This is a genomic window from Bacillus paramobilis (genome assembly GCF_038096195.1).
In the GTDB taxonomy this organism is placed as follows: Bacteria; Bacillota; Bacilli; order Bacillales; family Bacillaceae_G; genus Bacillus_A; species Bacillus_A mobilis.
In genome coordinates this window covers 4,720,029-4,737,777 of sequence record NZ_CP151108.1, presented here as the reverse complement: position 1 = coordinate 4,737,777, position 17,749 = coordinate 4,720,029, and the positions used below count along the sequence as shown (strand labels likewise).

Here is a 17,749-nt window from a genome sequence, read left to right as displayed (position 1 = left end):
TGTCTTTTTTTGAAGGATATAAATGGAAAAAGTGTAAATGTATTAGAGAAGGAGGAGAGGTTATGCATGTTAGTTCTATTTTGAAAATTGAAGAGGTGGCAGCATTTATTGCGAATATGAATAAAGATGCTACTCATCATGTTGGTTATTGTGGAGATGAGAAAGAGGAGTTGTTGCAGACAATTATTCATGATTTTTCGGATATAGGATGGGAACAATCTTTTGTTGCTACTTATGAGAATAATAATTTAATAGGTGTATTAGGATTTGATGTGGATGAAGTAAAAAAATGTGCAGAGATTTGGGGACCGTTTATTCTTTCAGCGAATTGGGAAGAAGTTGCTTTACATATGTGGAAGGAACTTATCGAAAAGGTGCCTTTTCATATTGAAAAGTTTTATGGTTTTTATCATGTAGAAAATAATAATTGTGCCCGCTTAATGAAGGAATTATATGCAAAAGAACAAGATCGACATAGTATTTTCAGTTTAAGCCATAGTATTGTGGAAGAACGTAGTATATGTAATGTAGAAGAAGCCTTACCAAAAGTATTTGAGCAGTTTATCTCTTTACACAATAATGCTTTTCCTAATACATATTATGAAGGAAATGAAATTATCGAACGTTTAAGTGATACGAATAAATTATTTGTAAGTATGAAGAATGATAAGTTAGAAGGTTACGTATATGTTGAAGTAAATCCGGAGTTTCAAGAAGCGAATATCGAATTTATTGCAACTGCTGAAAATAGTAGAAGAAAAGGTGTCGGAGAGCGGTTATTACAAGCTGCTATTCAGTATATTTTCTCGTTCCACGGGATGAGAGAGATAGAGTTATGTTTGAATACGAATAATGATCGTGCGATGAAGTTGTACAAGAAAGTAGGTTTTGAGGAGAAAGCATGTTTACAACACTATATAATAGAGTAAAAACCCATTCGTATGAAGATTATAATTCATACGAATGGGTTTTATTTAATTTACTTTGCCGCCCTCAGTAATAACGGATTTGGGTGCTAATCGTTACATAACTTTTTTTATTTTTTTCGGAACTTCTTTCGTTTGCGAATTAACATCTTCTTTTCGCAACTCTTTAAAGAGCGAAGCAACCATAAGAACGACTACGATAGAAAATGGTAGTGCTGCGATTATAGCTGCAATTTGTAGTGCATTTAATCCTCCAGCTTGTAATAAAAGAGCTGCAATGATCGCGATTGTTAATCCCCATATAAGTTTTAAACTATTTTTCGGTGATAAGCTTCCGTTACTCGTTTGCATTGAAACAACAAACGTTGCCGAGTCGGCAGAAGTAACGAAAAATGTGGCTACTAAAATTAACCCGATAACCGTTAAAAATGTAGAGAATGGTAGGTGTGAAATAACAGCAAATAATCCAATCTCTGTACCGTTTTTTGCAATTTCATCAGCTATTCCAAGCGATTGGAACATTTCCATATGGATAGCCGTACCGCCAAATACTGCAAACCAAAATGTACATATAAGAGTTGGGACTAATACAACTCCAACAATAAATTCTTTTATTGTGCGCCCTTTAGAAATACGAGCGATGAATGTACCGACGAATGGAGACCAAGAGATCCACCATCCCCAATAGAAAATAGTCCAGTTTTCAATCCAAGAAGAAGATTTTTCATTAAATGCTCCTAAATTTAATCCCATACTAGGTAAAGCTCCGATATAAGAACCGAGTGTAGATGTGAAATATTTCATAATAAATACAGTTGGTCCTAAAAGTAAAAAGGAGATGAGTAATATACCTGCAAGAGAGAAATTTAAGTTACTCAAATATTTAATCCCACGATCTAAGCCCGTTTGTGCGCTTGTTAAATATAAAACAGCGAAGATGGCGATAAGTACGAGCTGTGTAAGTAAAGTGTTATGAATAGAAGGGAATAAATAGCTTAATCCTCCGGCGATTTGTTGAGCACCAATCCCAACAGATGGCACAATACCGAATACTGTGGCTAAAACAGCTAAAATATCGACTGTTTTTCCGATAGGAGAATTTTTCGATCGATTAAATAATGGAGTAACTGTAGCCCCAATTGTGCTACCTTTTTGTTTGCGGAATGTGAAATATGCAATTGTTAAAGCAACCATTGCGTATAGTGACCATGGAAAGAGACCCCAGTGGAAAAATGAATATTGCATAGCGAGCTTGGCGCTTTCCTCTGTACCTGCTTTTCCGATTAATGGATCTGTAAAATGTGAAATTGGTTCAGCGATTCCATAAAAGAGGAGTCCAATTCCCATTCCTGCTCCAAACAACATGGATAGCCAAGATGGATAACTATACTTTGGTTTTTCTCCATCTTTACCAAGACGAATAGAACCGTACTTAGAAAATGCTAAATAAGTGGCTAAAATAATCATTGCGGTCATAAGTAGAGAGTAAAACCATCCAAATTTATTGAGGATAAATGAATTTAAGGAAGATGTAACACTTTGTAAATCATAGCCTTGTATCCAACTTGCCGGGGTAATTCCCCATATGATGAATAATGTTGTTAGCAAGATGGAGATATAAAATACACTGTTCTCTTTTTTTATCATAGAATCCCACCCTTATTTAATAAAGTTAACAATTATATTAATCATAACAATTAAAGGTTTAATTGTCAAAAAATTCTCTTTTTGACACGTGTGAAGGGACTGTTTAATTGCCATAGATTCATAACTATTGGAGGTTAGATAAAGGGAAGGTTGTTCACGATTTGTACAAAATGTAAGAAGAAATAATATGAAATATTGCATTTTATATTGTTGTATATAGATTTTATGTTAAATTCGTGAATGGAATATTTGAATAGGGGGCAAGGATATGAACAAGAAATCAACAATTAATAAAGTAATGCTTAGCATTAGTACAATGGCTCTATCAATGGGGGCAATTCAAACTCACGTATCAGCAGAAGAAAAGGTGCCATATAATGTATTGCATTCGAAACCGGTTGGAATTGAAAAGCCAGTAGATGAGATTGGGCACGTTTCTAAAGCAGAGGAGACATTATCGTTTAAAGAACGGTTACAAGTAGGAGACTTCTCGCAGCGACCAGCATCTATTATGAAGAGCTCAGAAGTAAAGCAAATGAAAGAAAGCTATTCAATGGCTGATTTAAATAAAATGAATGATCAAGAATTAGTTGAAACACTAGGAAGTATTAAGTGGAATCAAATTACAGACTTATTCCAGTTCAATGAAGATGCAAAGGCTTTTTATAAAGACAAAGGAAAAATGCAAGTGGTTATAGATGAATTAGCTCATCGAGGTAGTACATTTACGAAAGATGATTCAAAAGGAATTCAAACGTTTACGGAAGTGTTACGTTCAGCTTTTTATCTTGCATTTTACAATAATGAATTAAGCGATTTAAATGAGAGAAGCTTCCAGGATAAATGTTTACCTGCTTTAAAAGCAATCGCAACAAATCCAAACTTTAAGCTAGGTACATATGAGCAAGATTCAGTCGTATCTGCATACGGTAAATTAATCAGCAATGCTTCAAGTGATGTAGAAACGGTTCAATACGCAGCTAATATTTTAAAACAATACAATGATAATCTTCGTACGTATGTAGACGATCGTATGAAAGGACAAGCTGTATACGATATGATGCAGGGTATTGATTATGATATGCAATCTTATTTATTTGAAACTCGTAAAGAGGCAAAAGATACAATGTGGTATGGGAAAGTAGATGGGTTTATTAATGAAATAAATCGTATCGCTCTTCTAAATGAAGTAACACCAGAAAACAAGTGGCTCGTTAATAATGGAATTTATTTCGCTAGTCGTTTAGGGAAGTTTCATAGTAATCCTAATAAAGGATTAGAGGTTGTTACACAAGCAATGCATATGTACCCGCGTTTAAGTGAGCCATATTTTGTTGCAGTAGAACAAATTACAACAAATTATAACGGGAAAGATTATAGCGGGAATACAGTAGATTTAGAGAAAATACGTAAAGAAGGAAAAGAACAGTACTTACCAAAAACGTACACATTCGATGATGGATCTATTGTGTTTAAAACAGGGGATAAAGTATCAGAAGAAAAAATTAAGAGACTATACTGGGCTGCAAAGGAAGTAAAAGCACAGTATCATCGTGTAATTGGAAATGACAAAGCGTTAGAGCCAGGCAATGCAGATGATGTATTAACGATAGTAATTTATAACAGTCCAGAGGAGTATCAGTTAAATAGACAACTGTATGGATATGAAACAAACAACGGTGGAATTTATATTGAAGAAACAGGAACATTCTTTACATATGAGCGTACGCCAGAGCAAAGTATTTATAGTTTAGAAGAGTTATTCCGTCATGAGTTTACTCATTATCTTCAAGGTAGATTTGAAGTGCCAGGTTTATTTGGAAGAGGGGATATGTATCAAAATGAAAGATTAACTTGGTTCCAAGAAGGAAATGCAGAATTTTTCGCAGGATCTACTCGTACAAATAATGTAGTACCGAGAAAGAGCATTATTAGTGGATTATCATCTGATCCTGCAAGCCGTTATACAGCAGAGCGCACATTATTTGCTAAATATGGTTCTTGGGATTTCTATAATTACTCATTTGCATTGCAGTCTTATTTATATACACATCAATTTGAAACGTTTGATAAAATTCAAGATTTAATTCGTGCAAATGACGTGAAAAATTATGATGTATATCGTGAAAAGCTAAGTAAAGATTCTAAACTAAATAAAGAGTATCAAGATTATATGCAACAGCTAATTGATAATCAAGATAAATATAATGTGCCGGAAGTAGCAAATGATTATTTAGCTGAACATGCACCGAAATCACTAACAGCAGTAGAGAAAGAAATTAGTGATACGATGCCTATGAAAGATGGGAAAATGACAAAACATAGCTCACAATTCTTTAATACATTTACATTAGAAGGTACGTATACGGGTAGTGCAACAAAAGGTGAGGCAGAAGATTGGAATGCAATGAGTAAGAAAGTAAATGAAGCGCTAGAACAACTGGCACAAAAAGAATGGAGTGGCTACAAAACTATTACAGCATACTTCGTCAATTACCGTGTGAATAGCTCAAAGCAATTTGAATATGATGTAGTCTTCCACGGTATCGCAAAAGATGACGGAGAAAATAAAGCCCCAACAGTTAATATAAATGGGCCTTATAACGGACTTGTAAAAGAAGGTATTCGATTTAAAAGTGATGGCTCAAATGATGAAGATGGAAAAATCGTTTCTTATTTATGGGAATTTGGTGATGGAAGCACAAGTGCAGAAGTTAATCCAGTACATGCGTATGAAAGAGAAGGAACTTATAAAGTAGCGTTAAGAGTAAAAGATGATAAAGGTAAAGAGAGCAGAAGCGAAACAACTGTTACGATTAAAGATGGAAGTTTAACAGAATCAGAACCAAATAATCGTCCAGAGGAAGCAAATCGTATTGGGCTAAACACTACTATAAAAGGTAGCCTTATCGGCGGAGATCACACTGATGTTTATACATTTAATGTAGCATCAGCGAAAGATATCGATATTTCCGTTTTAAATGAGTATGGAATCGGGATGACATGGGTACTTCACCATGAATCAGACATGCAAAATTATGCAGCTTACGGTCAAGCTAATGGAAATCATATAGAAGCAAAATTTAATGCAAAACCAGGGAAGTATTATTTGTATGTATATAAATATGATAATGGCGATGGAACGTACAAATTATCAATAAAATAAGCGCTTTTCCAATGTATGTTTAACTTTACTTTTTGTGGAAAATAGTATATTATATAGATATACAATATATCGGTTATTTACTAGGAGGAGCCTGTCACAATAGGTTTCTCCTGTTCTTTTTTAGAGGCCTGTCTTACAGGCTTTTCTTTAAAAAGTAAATAACTGAAAATTAAGAACAATAATCTTTGAAAGAGGTGGGGCATACACATAACAAAAAAAGGATTGTTTAAGAGAGGGGGATAAGAAATGGCTTTGTTTGGTTATCCACTTGAAACAATTTATTTATACGGATTTATTATTGCTACTATACTCACTGTTATTTATATCTTTTTTGGAGATATATTTGAATCCATATTTAGTTTTGGAGGCGGATCTGTATCCGTTGTTACTTTATTACTTAGTTTTTTCGCCATGTTATGTGGACTTAGTTATATAGGAGAATATTTATTTTCCTTTAATAGCATTCTTATTTTCGGGGCTGCATGTGCTATATCCTTTATTGGTGTATTCATAATGAAAATATTAATTTTAAAGCCGATTGCAGAAGCAGAACAAAACACAGTGCAGCGTATGGATGAATTCATCGGTTGTAAGGGAGAGGTCATTACGACTATTCCTACAGAAGGGTTTGGTGAAGTATTAATTTCCTCCCAATTTGGAAACAATGCAATCCTAGCTAAAACAGTTGGGAAGAAAGATATTTCACAAGGAACTGAAGTTATTATCGAGGGAGTCCAAGATGGTGTTTTGCTTGTACAGAACATCGCTTATTCTTTAAAGAAACCAAAATTATAAGGGGGAATTTACATGACGATTCCATTAATTATCGGTGGAGTATTACTCGCAATATTAATTCTACTCATTTTAGTATTCATTACAAAGTATCGAACAGTTGGACCAGATGAAGCATTAATTGTTACTGGAAACTGGCTTGGCGGCGGGAAAAATGTAGTTACCACTGATGATGGAAAGAAGATTAAGATTATTCGTGGTGGCGGTACTTTCGTAGTTCCGATTATGCAAAGAGCAGAGCCTTTAAGTCTATTAAACTACAAATTAGAAGTGGGAACACGTGATACGTATACGAAACAAGGTGTACCGATTACAGTAAACGGTGTTTCTATTATTAAAGTAGGATCTACCATTGAAGAAGTTTCTACAGCAGCTGAACAATATTTAGGAAAAGAAACAGAAGAGTTGAAAATAGAAGCAAAAGAGGTTTTAGAAGGGCATCTACGTGCTATCTTATCTTCTATGACAGTAGAAGATGCATATAGTAATAGAGAGCAATTTGCTCAAAAGGTACATGAAGTAGCTTCTACAGATTTAAAGAAAATGGGTCTTCGCATCGTTTCCTTTACAATTAAAGAAATCATGGATAAGAACGGTTACTTAGATGCACTTGGTCAGCCGCAAATTGCGACAGTTAAGCGTGATGCAACAATTGCAAATGCAGAGCGTGAAAAAGAAGCTCGTATTGAAAAAGCTCGTGCTGAGAAAGAAGCGAAAGAAGCTGAATACCAACGTGATGCCCAAATCGCTGAAGCTGAAAAACATAAAGAGTTAAAAGTACAATCTTATAAGAGAGAGCAAGAACAAGCTCGCGCAGATGCGGATCTTTCTTACGAATTACAACAAGCTAAAGCGCAACAAGGTGTTACAGAAGAGCAAATGCGCGTTAAAATCATTGAGCGTGAGAAACAAATTGAATTAGAAGAAAAAGAGATTGCGCGTCGTGAAAAGCAATACGATGCAGAAGTAAAGAAAAAAGCAGATGCAGATCGCTATGCTGTTGAGCAATCAGCGGAAGCAGAAAAAGTAAAGCAAATTAAAAAGGCAGATGCAGATCAATATAAGATTGAAGCTGAAGCGAGAGCTCGCGCAGAAGAAGTACGTGTAGAAGGTTTAGCGAAAGCGGAAATCGAAAAAGCGCAAGGTCAAGCAAAAGCAGAAGTACAAAAAGCACAAGGTACAGCGGAAGCAGATGTTATTAGGTTAAAAGGTTTAGCAGAAGCAGAAGCGAAGCAAAAAATTGCAGAGGCATTTGAGTTATATGGCCAAGCGGCAATTATGGATATGGTTCTTAACATGCTTCCAAGTTATGCGAAGGAAGTTGCAAGCCCACTTAGCAACATTGATAAAATTACAGTTGTCGATACAGGCGGCGGTGGTAAAAATAGCGGCGCCGGAAAAGTTGCAGGTTATGCGACTGATTTAATGGCAACGATGCAAGAAACATTAAAAGCTTCTTCTGGCATTGACTTAAAAGAGTTATTAGAAGGATTTGCTGGAAAAGGAGCAGTACAACAATTATCAAACGATAAACCTGTTGTATCTGTAGTAGAAGATGAGAAAAAAGAAGTAGCAAAAGATAAAGAATAGCAAAGTGAGGAACCTCTAGTAAGTGAGATACTAGAGGTTCTTCTGCGAATTATAATATTTCGAATAATATACATTTTTATATATTGTTTTAATTATATAAATTATATAGAATGAAAAAGGTATGTATCAACTCTTCAATAGAGAAAGATATAGAGAGTCACATTGATACATTTTAATCGTATAATTTATATAAAGAAATTAAATGTAAGACCATTACATTTAAAACGGTATGGAGGGGTAGAAACATGTTTCAAGGAAAATTAAGGAGTAGTAGCTTAAAAGCAAAGTTACTTGTATCATTTGTTATTATTTTAATTCTTCCAAGTATTGTAATTGGTTGGACGTCTTATCAGCAAGCGAAGACAAATTTTAATGAAACGATTTCACAATCGGCGAAAGACAATATAAAAGTTTTGGATAATGTAATTAATAAAGAATTGGATAGTAAAAAAGTAGATGCAGTTTATTTTACGAAGTTATTTACACAAACAAGTTACCAAGCGGATCAAATACAAAATATCCAAAATAAACTAGAAGAATATAATAAGTTACATCCAGAACTGGAAGCCATCTATACTGGAACCAGCAATGGGCAGTTTATTCAATCACCGTCTATTCAAATGCCAGAAGGATATAATCCTACAGAAAGAGATTGGTATAAAGAGGCAGCGAAAAAAAGTGGAGAAGTAATTATTACAGCTCCATATAAATCAAAAACGACAGGAAATATTGTTATTACAATAGCAAAACAAAATGAGGATAAGAGCGGTGTTCTCGGTATTGATTTAATTATTAATGATATCGTAAACACTTCGAAGATGGTTAATATCGGTAAAAGTGGATATGTAGCAATTTTTGATCAAGATAAAAATGTAGTAGCGCATCCAACGATGAAGCCAGGGGATAAGGTAGAAGAGAAGCTTGAAAAAAAGTTGTATAAACAAGAAATAGGTGATTTTAATTTCACATTAGATGGTGAAGAGCGCCATATCACTTTTAAAACAAATAAGATAACTGGATGGAAAATAGCAGGAATTATGCCTTCAAAAGAAATTATTGAAGCAGCGGAACCTATTTTCTATAAAACGATAACTGTTATTGGTATTGCATTAATAATTGGTGGGATTTTAATTTACTTCATCATTGCTTCTATTATTAATCCGTTAAAACAACTTGTTATATCATCGAAAAAAATTAGTGAAGGCGATTTAACAGAATCCATTACAGTTCATTCTAGGGATGAAATTGGACAGCTAGGAGAAAGTTTTAACGAGATGGCAGCATCATTACAGAAGGTCATTTCTAATATAAATACTTCAGCAAGTCATGTAGCGGCATCTTCAGAAGAATTAACAGCTAGTATGAAGCAGACGAGTGAAGCGACGGAACAAATTACACAAGCGATAGAGCAAGTGTCGAGTGGAGCGGAAATACAAACGAAAGAAGTTGAAGAAGGCGCAACATTATTAGAAGAAGTTACAGAAGGAATTCAGCGTGTTGCAGATAGTTCTTCATTAGTATCCACAGCATCTATGTATACGAAGAAAAAGGCTGAAGATGGTGGGAAGTTAGTTGAACAAACTGTGAATCAAATGCAATTAATCCATGAGTCTGTTTCACAATCTGATAAAGTGATTGTGTTGTTAGATGATAAATCGAAACAAATTGGAGCAATCCTTGAGGTGATTCAACATATTGCAGAGCAGACAAATTTACTAGCATTAAATGCTGCAATTGAGGCTGCGAGAGCTGGAGAGCAAGGAAGAGGATTTGCAATTGTAGCAGATGAAGTGCGAAAGTTAGCAGAACAATCAGGACAGTCTTCTACGGAAATTGGAAAACTAGTAAAAGAGATACAATTTGACATAAAAGAGACAGTAAGTTCTATGAAGCAAGTTGGAACAGAAGTACAATCAGGACTTGTAGTTGCAAATGAAACGAAGCAAAGCTTTGCTGAAATATTGAAGTCTACAGATGATACAGTTGTACAAATTGATAGTATGGTAGAAGTAGCGAAACAAATGACAGTAGATGCAAAACAAGTTAGTGCATCTATTAATGAAATTGCAGCTACGATTGAAGAAAATGCAGCAAGCGTTCAAAATATTGCTGGTTCTTCAGAAGAACAACTAGCTTCAGTAGATGAAATCAATGCAGCAGCAGTTCATTTATCGCAAATGGCAGAAGAATTACAAGAGATGATTGGAAAGTTTAAAGTATAATAACAATGTTAAGAAACGAGGTAGTAATTGTACTTCGTTTCTTTTTTTATCCCGCTATTTGTGGGGAGATTAAAGTTTTGCTTTATGAAGATAAAAAATAAAGAAATATAGAGTACCCGTGTTATGATTAGGTGTAATTATAAAAGACTGTAAATTCTTTAAATTCTATCTTTAATTATGTTAGGGGAATGGTTTTGAAATTTAAAAAGTTAAAACTACAACCGAGAATTACAATAACAATTAGTACACTTATTCTAGTCGTACTTCTATTAACAAGTTATTTATTTTATTACATATTGTCTGAAACGGTAGAAGAGCAAATTGGTAAAAGGGCTTTGCATGTTGCGAAAACAGTTGCTGCTATACCTGAAATAACGGAAGCTTTTCAAAAAGAAGATCCAGCTTCTATTATTCAGCCAATTGCAGAAAGAATTCGAATTGATACAGATGCTGATTTTATTGTAGTTGGAAACAAAGAGGGGATTCGATATGCACATCCTAAGCGAGATAAAATAGGAGAAGAAATGGTTGGTGGAGATAACAAAGGGGTTCTATTAGAAGGAAAATCATATGTTTCGAGAGCAACTGGATCATTAGGCCCTTCATTACGTGGCAAAGTTCCAATCCGTAATCAGGAAAATGAAATTATTGGCGTGGTGTCTGTTGGATTTTCAATGGATGATATTCATGGAGCCGTAGAAGTGTATGGAAAGCGTGTATTTTGGATTACAATAATTGGTCTTTTAATTGGAATAATTGGCTCTATATATTTAGCGGGAAGTATAAAAAGAATGATGTTTGGGATGGAGCCAGAAGAAATTTCATCTTTATATGAAGAGCATAGTACAGTGATTCAATCTGTACGTGAAGGGATTATTGTTATTGATCAAAATGGCATGATTAGTTTAGTCAATCAAGCGGCTTATGATATTCTTTCGCTAGATAAACAACGAAATATTATTGGAGAATTTATTTTAAATGTAATTCCTAATTCAACAATACTAGATGTATTTCAAACTGGTGAAGAACAGTTTGATCGTCAATTAAATATAAAAGGGCAGGCTGTGATTGCGAACCGTCTACCTATTAAAGTAAAGAATAAAGTAACTGGCGTTGTATCGAGCTTGCGTTTGAAATCTGAAATGGATCAATTAACAGCAGAATTATCTCAGACGAAGCAATATACAGAGGCATTACGAGCGCAAACACATGAATATAACAATTTGTTGTATACGCTTTCAGGACTTATTCAGTTAGAATCATATGAGGATGCTTTAGAACTTATTCATAAGGAAACAGCGGTATATCAAGATTTTGTTCAATTTATTATGAAGCGAATTCAAAATCCGTGGTTAGGTGGGATTTTAATTGGATTCTATAATAGAGCAAGAGAGTTGAAGATTGATTTTATGCTAGATCGAGAAAGTAGCTTAGACAAATTAAGCCCGCACATTGAGAGTAATTATGTCGTTTCTATTTTAGGGAATTTAATTACGAATGCATTTGAAGCGATTGAAAGAAATGAAGAGAATGATAAGAAGGTAAGAATGTTTGTAACTGATATCGGCGAAGAAATAGTAATTGAAGTGGAAGATTCAGGACAAGGAATTCATGATGAAGTTATTACTAGCATATTCTATAAAGGCTTTTCGACGAAAGAGGGCGGGAAGCGAGGATATGGATTAGCAAAAGTGAAAGAGTTAGTAGAAGATTTAAATGGAAGTATTGCAATCGAAAAAGGGGATTTAGGTGGTGCATTATTTATTATCGCATTACCAAAAGAGAGAGGCGAATTGTAATGGGTGAGGAGATTGAAGTATTGATTGTAGAAGATGATATTCGAATTGCGGATATTCATCGTCGTTTTACTGAAAAAGTTGAGGGATTTAAAGTAATTGGAACAGCGACGACTGGAGAACAAGCGAAAGAATGGCTAGATCTTGTGAAGCCGCAACTCGTTTTATTAGACGTGTATTTACCTGATATGCAAGGAACGGAACTTGTCACATATATTAGGCATAATTTACATGATACAGATATTATTATGATTACAGCTGCATCGGAAACAGATGTAGTGAGGCACGCTTTACGAGGTGGAGTAACAGATTATATCGTAAAGCCGCTTATGTTTGATCGATTTAAGGCGAGTCTGGAAAGTTATCAAAAAAAGATTGTGCAGTTGAAGAAAAATAATCAATTATCTACAGAACAAATAGAACATTTATGGTCTCAAAGAGGCGTAAAGGGAAATGAAATAGAATATGCGCCGAAAGGGATAGACCCCTTAACTTTAGCAAAAATAAAAAAGCATATGTTAACAGTGAATGAAGAAGGAATTACGGCAGAAGTGTTAAGTACAATGGTAGGAGTAAGCAGGTCAACAGCGAGGCGTTATTTAGAGTATTTAATATCAGGAAAGAAAGTTCATGCGGAGCTTATATATGGGAGTGTAGGGAGACCAGAAAGAAGATATTTTCTTGTTTCTTCATAATAAAAAACAGTAGCGGATATATGTCCGCTACTGTTTTTTATTTTATATTGGAATAATCCCAATTACAATTCCAGTAATCAACATCACCATTGTCGTTCCAACTGCCCAAAGTAAAGTAAAGCGTTGATGTTCACCAAAATCAACTTTGGCCATTCCGACTAATAAATAAGTGGATGCGACAAGAGGACTTAATAAGTGAACAGGTTGACCAAGTAATGAAGCGCGTCCCATTTCGGCTGCACTAATTCCGTACGCAGCGGCAGCTTTCGTTAAAATAGGTAATACTCCGAAGTAAAATGCATCATTAGACATGAAAAATGTGAACGGCATACTAAGAAGAGCTGTAATAATTGGTAGTTGTGGTCCAAGAGCGTCTGGTATAAGAGTGACTACACTTTGAGCCATTGCATCTACCATTTTTGTTCCGGATAGAATACCGGTGAAAATTCCAGCGGCAAATACGAGAGAAACAACCGCTAATACGTTTCCTGCGTGAGAAGCAATACGTTCTTTCTGTTGTTCTAAGTTTGGATAGTTAAGCATAACAGCAATCGCGAAAGCAATTGTAAATAAAACAGGTAACGGCATAACTTCTAGTATAAGGCAGACAAGTAAGGTAACAGTTAATAAAAAGTTAATCCATAGAAGCTTAGGGCGTTTATGAACGGCAGCTTCTACTGTTGCAGCTTGCTCATCCATCGTTTGCATTTGTTTTAAATATTGTACATCCATAATGCCTAAACGTTTTCGTTCTTTTTTGCCAAGATAGTAAGCAACGAAAACGACCCAAATTGCACCAGCGATCATTCCTGGTATAAGTGGTGTAAAGAGTTCTGATGCGTCTAGTCCAAGAGCACTCATAACCCGAGCCGTCGGTCCGCCCCACGGTGTAAGATTTGTTACTCCTGCCCCTAACATAACAACCCCAGCTAATATAAGTGGATTCATTCCAAGGCGTTTATATAGTGGGTACATTGCAGAAACAGTAATCATATACGTTGTTGTTCCATCCCCATCTAATGAAACGATAATAGTAAGAATCGCTGTACCAACAACAATTTTTAAAGGATCTCCTTTTACAAATTTCAAAATCCTACTAATGACAGGATCGAATAAACCGCTATCAATCATAATTCCAAAATACAAAATAGCAAACATAAGCATAATACCAGTAGGCGCTAGTTTTTGAATTCCTTCTAACATCATAGGTCCCATATTTGCATAAAAACCGCCAATTAATGCGAAAGTAATTGGAATTAATATTAATGCTACTAGTGCCGACATACGTTTCGTCATAATTAAAAACATAAAGACAAATACCATCGCAAATCCAAGTAGTGCTAACATGTAATCTCCCCCTCGAAAATGATTGCGCTTTCAAAATGTAATGAAAATTCAGATAAAATGTTTTTTGTTTATCATAAAATCAATCATTCAAATGGTAAATAATTTGAAAAATAACATCATTAGAAGCATAATTTTTATTTTGGTCATTTTGTTCACAGGAGTTAATTTGAATTTTTAAAAAGTAAGCTGCTCTCCGTAAGAATGGTAGAATAAGATGAAAATATTGAAGTGTGAAATAGGGAGTAGATTTTATATGAAAACGAGAATGGAAGAGATTTATAGTTCTTATGAAGGAAAAGTAGAAGAGATTTTTGTTAAAGAATCTTCTTACGTATATGAGTGGGAAAAATTAATGATGATCCGAAAAAATAACGGTGAACTTGAAAAAGTTGCGATCGGTATCAGTGGAAATATAAGGTTAGTAAATGTAGTTGTTGGACAGCAAATTAATACAGATACATTATTAGTTAAGTTAGAAGATGATTTATTAATTACAGGTTGTGAATGATGAGAGATGTGTAGATATGACTACACATCTTTTTTGTTCCATATATTACAAAAAGAACATTGTTTTTTCACAAATCTCACACAAGTTTTTGATATTCTCCTAGTGGAAGATACGGTTAGGGAGGAAATGAAATGAGAACAAAGTATGTGATGCTTGCTATATGCTTGTTTTTTGTCTTTACAATAGTAGGATGTGGTAAGAAACAAGTAGAGGCTGTGGCAATTGATGAGAAACATGATAAATGTGATATTTGCCAAATTGGGGTAATGGATAATCAATTTGCAACAGAAGTCATTTTAGAAAATGGAAAAGCGTTAAAGTTTGATGATATCGGTTGTATGTATAAATGGATGGAGATTAATCCAGGTGAAAAGACGAAAGAAAAATTTGTTCGAGATTATGATTCGAAAGAGTGGATTTCATTAGAAGATGCGACTTACGTATATGATAAAACAATAACGACACCGATGGCTTATAATGTCATTTCATTTGAAAATAAAAAGGATGCAGAGAATTTTGTGTCTAACTATAAAGGGAAAGTTCTTTCATATAAAGAGCTATCAGAGCATAAATGGGAAATGAATAAAGAGATGATGGGGAAACCGAAAACGGGAAATCACGGTGGGCACCATTAATAATAAAAAAAGACAACTATATAGTTGTCTTTTTTTATTATTACTCAGGTGCAAATATAGAAAAGGTGTAAAATTTTTAGAAGAACGGTTACAATGGAATATAGTAACCTAAAGCAATCATTTACCCCGTATTAACGGGCAGTAAAACTCCCACCTCAAAATTAGGCAGGAGCAAAGAAGTTAGGTGGGAGATCAACAGCCCGTAAATACCCGATTGGTTCAACTAATAATCAGTGGGGTGAACCCTCCCACTGATTAAAGTTTCACTTTATGTACTTTGTAGAAATGTATACAAATGCGGTAAAATCGTGCTAAACTAATTGCTGCGCTAATATAGGTTGAGAAATTTAGGTATAAGTTTAGATAATCCGATTAAAGAAGGAATATAAAGGGCTTATGGATAAATGTAATCAAGAAGAGTTATTGTATGTGATGGAGGAATGGTTAAGAAAACATTATCTTTCATAGGAGCTGTAGTTGTGAGAAAACAAAAAATTTTATTATGTATGTTATTAGGACTTTTAATGACGGTAGTGGCTTGCGATAAGCAAGAGGAGCCAGAATCGAAACCGGTTCATGTGAAAAACGAAAAGAAAAAAGAAAAACATAAAGAACAGGAAGAACCTAAAGAAGAAAAAAGTATAAATTTAATGGACAAACAGTTGCTACTTTCTGCGACCCTTGGAGACACAGAAACAGCTATGAAGCTGATTCAAGATGGAGCGAATATAAACGTAGAAGGTGACAACGGAGAAACGCCTATCCTTGCAGCAACGTATCAAAATCATGTAGAGACAGTTAAAGCATTAATTGGTGCGGGGGCTAATATTGACAGTAAAGATGAGAAACAAAGTAATCCATTTCTTTATGCAAGTAGAGAAGGTTATACGGACATTGTAAAGCTACTAATTAATGCAGGGGTTAATACGAAAGAACTTACTAAATCGGGTGGAACAGCACTCATTTCTGCATCTGAACGTGGACATGTAGAGGTCGTAAAAGAGTTATTAGAGCATACGGATATTGATGTGAATTATAGAAATCCTCGTGGTGGAACAGCTTTAGTAGAAGCAATCGTATTAGGAAATGGTAGTGAAAGCCATAAGAAAGTAATTCAAATGCTTATTGACCACGGGGCAGATGTAAATATGGCCAATAAGGAAAATATTACGCCACTGCAATATGCTGGAAAAAGAGGTTTTAAAGATATTGCAAATATGTTGAGGGTAGCTGGAGCGAATGAAGTCGTACAGCCACAACCACAACCTGTGGAATAAGAAAACCGCATCCTTTTTTAGGATGCGGTTTTCTTTACAAGGAGATAAGGGATCAAAAAAATGAAGAAGTCTTATCTCTTTTATATGAGTAAAGGGTCTAGAATGAATCTTTTCCTTTTCATTATTTGTTTAATTCCATTGCAACTTGTTTGCCATTTACGAAAACCTCTGCCACTGCTACTACAACTTCCATCACTTTTTTCATTTCTCATCTCTCCTTGTTTTTTGTTTCATTTCTTACTTTTAGTATAAGGAAATATAGTAATTGCAACTATCGAATTGGATGACAAGAGACTTACATTGTTGTAAGGATAATAGTTTCAGTTGTAATAAATATGAGTTCGAAAATTTCTGTTGTTTTGAACTATAATTAGAAAGAGAGTGGTGTAGAGAGAAGGGGATAATATGAAAAGAATTCTTGTTATTAGTGATATTCATGGAGAAATAGAAAAGTTCAAACAGTTGTTAGAAGAAGCTCAATACGATGCGAGACAAGATCAATTAATTTTATTGGGCGATTATGTAGATCGTGGTCCAAATGCACGTGCTGTAATCGAAAAGGTAAAAGATTTAAAAGAAGAAGGTGCCTTTGTTTTAAAAGGAAATCATGAAGATATGATGATTAAGGCGCTAACGACAAATGAGGAACGTTCATGGAACCATTGGGTAAAAAGAAATGGTGGAGATAAGACTTTATATAGTTATGGATTTGTAGAAGAAGATATTGTGGTTAATGAGGGAGATTTCCAAAAACCGATTTTACAATCTCGTGTATTAGATGAACATGTAAAATTTATTCAAGAATTAGATCATTACATTGAAACAGAAGAGTATATATTTGTACATGCTGGTGTTGAGCCAATGAAACAAGTTTCTGAATCTGAACCATACACGTTAATGTGGATTCGTAATGAATTTCATAATGGATATAGTGGGGAAAAGGTTGTTGTATTTGGTCATACGGAAACAAAAACGCTTCATGGTAGTGAGGAGTGCGGAGTATATTTTGGGAGTAATCGTATTATTGGAATTGATGGCGGTGCTGTATATGGTGGCCAGCTAAATTGTTTAGAATTGCCGAGTAAAGAGGTATACGTAGTAAAAAGTTGAAAGAGATAAGAGGAATCTTATTTCTTTCAACTTTTTAT

13 protein-coding genes and 1 pseudogene are annotated in these 17,749 nt (G+C 34.6%); 12 read left to right on the top strand and 2 right to left on the bottom strand.

Going from position 1 to position 17,749, the window contains the following annotated elements:
- Nucleotides 1-62 precede the first annotated feature (62 nt).
- A complete protein-coding gene (locus AABL52_RS24245) occupies nucleotides 63-929 on the top strand; it encodes a GNAT family N-acetyltransferase (RefSeq protein ID WP_270606152.1) in 867 nt (288 codons plus the stop codon).
- Between the two features lie 93 nt (nucleotides 930-1,022).
- Here AABL52_RS24245 and opuD read toward each other — a convergent pair whose 3' ends face one another.
- Nucleotides 1,023-2,573 carry a glycine betaine transporter OpuD gene (opuD, locus tag AABL52_RS24240; RefSeq protein WP_341518596.1) on the bottom strand — a complete coding sequence of 517 codons (1,551 nt, stop codon included), beginning with the start codon at nucleotides 2,571-2,573 and terminating at the stop codon, nucleotides 1,023-1,025.
- A 268-nt stretch (nucleotides 2,574-2,841) separates the two neighbouring features.
- On the opposite strand from opuD, the gene colA reads away from it, so the two are divergent.
- From colA to AABL52_RS24210, 7 genes and pseudogenes are all read left to right on the top strand, one after another.
- A complete protein-coding gene (gene colA, locus AABL52_RS24235) occupies nucleotides 2,842-5,739 on the top strand; it encodes a collagenase ColA (RefSeq protein ID WP_341518595.1) in 2,898 nt (965 codons plus the stop codon).
- Between the two features lie 246 nt (nucleotides 5,740-5,985).
- A complete protein-coding gene (locus AABL52_RS24230; protein WP_341518594.1) occupies nucleotides 5,986-6,534 on the top strand; it encodes an NfeD family protein in 549 nt (182 codons plus the stop codon).
- 12 nt (nucleotides 6,535-6,546) lie between these two features.
- The gene (locus tag AABL52_RS24225) at nucleotides 6,547-8,121 is read left to right on the top strand and encodes a flotillin family protein (protein WP_000155003.1); all 1,575 of its coding nucleotides are present in this window, start codon (nucleotides 6,547-6,549) and stop codon (nucleotides 8,119-8,121) included.
- Nucleotides 8,122-8,366: 245 nt separating this feature from the next.
- Nucleotides 8,367-9,353: pseudogene (locus tag AABL52_RS27175) on the top strand (HAMP domain-containing protein); the annotation flags it as partial.
- Nucleotides 9,354-9,395: 42 nt separating this feature from the next.
- Nucleotides 9,396-10,343, top strand: a complete 948-nt coding sequence (locus AABL52_RS27170; RefSeq protein WP_375337819.1) for a methyl-accepting chemotaxis protein — start codon at nucleotides 9,396-9,398, stop codon at nucleotides 10,341-10,343.
- Between the two features lie 188 nt (nucleotides 10,344-10,531).
- Nucleotides 10,532-12,142, top strand: a complete 1,611-nt coding sequence (locus AABL52_RS24215) for an ATP-binding protein (protein ID WP_423250470.1) — start codon at nucleotides 10,532-10,534, stop codon at nucleotides 12,140-12,142.
- Nucleotides 12,142-12,834 carry a response regulator gene (locus AABL52_RS24210; protein WP_000503477.1) on the top strand — a complete coding sequence of 231 codons (693 nt, stop codon included), beginning with the start codon at nucleotides 12,142-12,144 and terminating at the stop codon, nucleotides 12,832-12,834. Before AABL52_RS24215 ends, AABL52_RS24210 begins: the two co-directional genes overlap by 1 nt.
- Before the next feature lie 42 nt (nucleotides 12,835-12,876).
- Here the strand turns inward: AABL52_RS24210 and AABL52_RS24205 are convergent, their stop codons facing one another.
- Nucleotides 12,877-14,181, bottom strand: a complete 1,305-nt coding sequence (locus tag AABL52_RS24205) for a CitMHS family transporter (RefSeq protein WP_000880452.1) — start codon at nucleotides 14,179-14,181, stop codon at nucleotides 12,877-12,879.
- 253 nt (nucleotides 14,182-14,434) lie between these two features.
- Here AABL52_RS24205 and AABL52_RS24200 point away from each other — a divergent pair, with 253 nt between their 5' ends.
- The 4 genes from AABL52_RS24200 to AABL52_RS24185 all read left to right on the top strand — a co-directional run bounded on the left by AABL52_RS24200 (nucleotide 14,435) and on the right by AABL52_RS24185 (nucleotide 17,711).
- Nucleotides 14,435-14,689 (top strand): hypothetical protein, encoded by a 255-nt coding sequence (locus AABL52_RS24200; protein WP_000857649.1) that lies wholly within the window; start codon nucleotides 14,435-14,437, stop codon nucleotides 14,687-14,689.
- A gap of 131 nt (nucleotides 14,690-14,820) precedes the next feature.
- Nucleotides 14,821-15,324: a nitrous oxide reductase accessory protein NosL gene (locus AABL52_RS24195; RefSeq protein WP_001259407.1), complete on the top strand. Its 504-nt coding sequence runs from the start codon at nucleotides 14,821-14,823 to the stop codon at nucleotides 15,322-15,324.
- A 440-nt stretch (nucleotides 15,325-15,764) separates the two neighbouring features.
- The gene (locus tag AABL52_RS24190) at nucleotides 15,765-16,601 is read left to right on the top strand and encodes an ankyrin repeat domain-containing protein (protein WP_341518591.1); all 837 of its coding nucleotides are present in this window, start codon (nucleotides 15,765-15,767) and stop codon (nucleotides 16,599-16,601) included.
- 405 nt (nucleotides 16,602-17,006) lie between these two features.
- Nucleotides 17,007-17,711 carry a metallophosphoesterase family protein gene (locus AABL52_RS24185; protein WP_341518590.1) on the top strand — a complete coding sequence of 235 codons (705 nt, stop codon included), beginning with the start codon at nucleotides 17,007-17,009 and terminating at the stop codon, nucleotides 17,709-17,711.
- The last annotated feature ends 38 nt before the right edge of the window (nucleotides 17,712-17,749 follow it).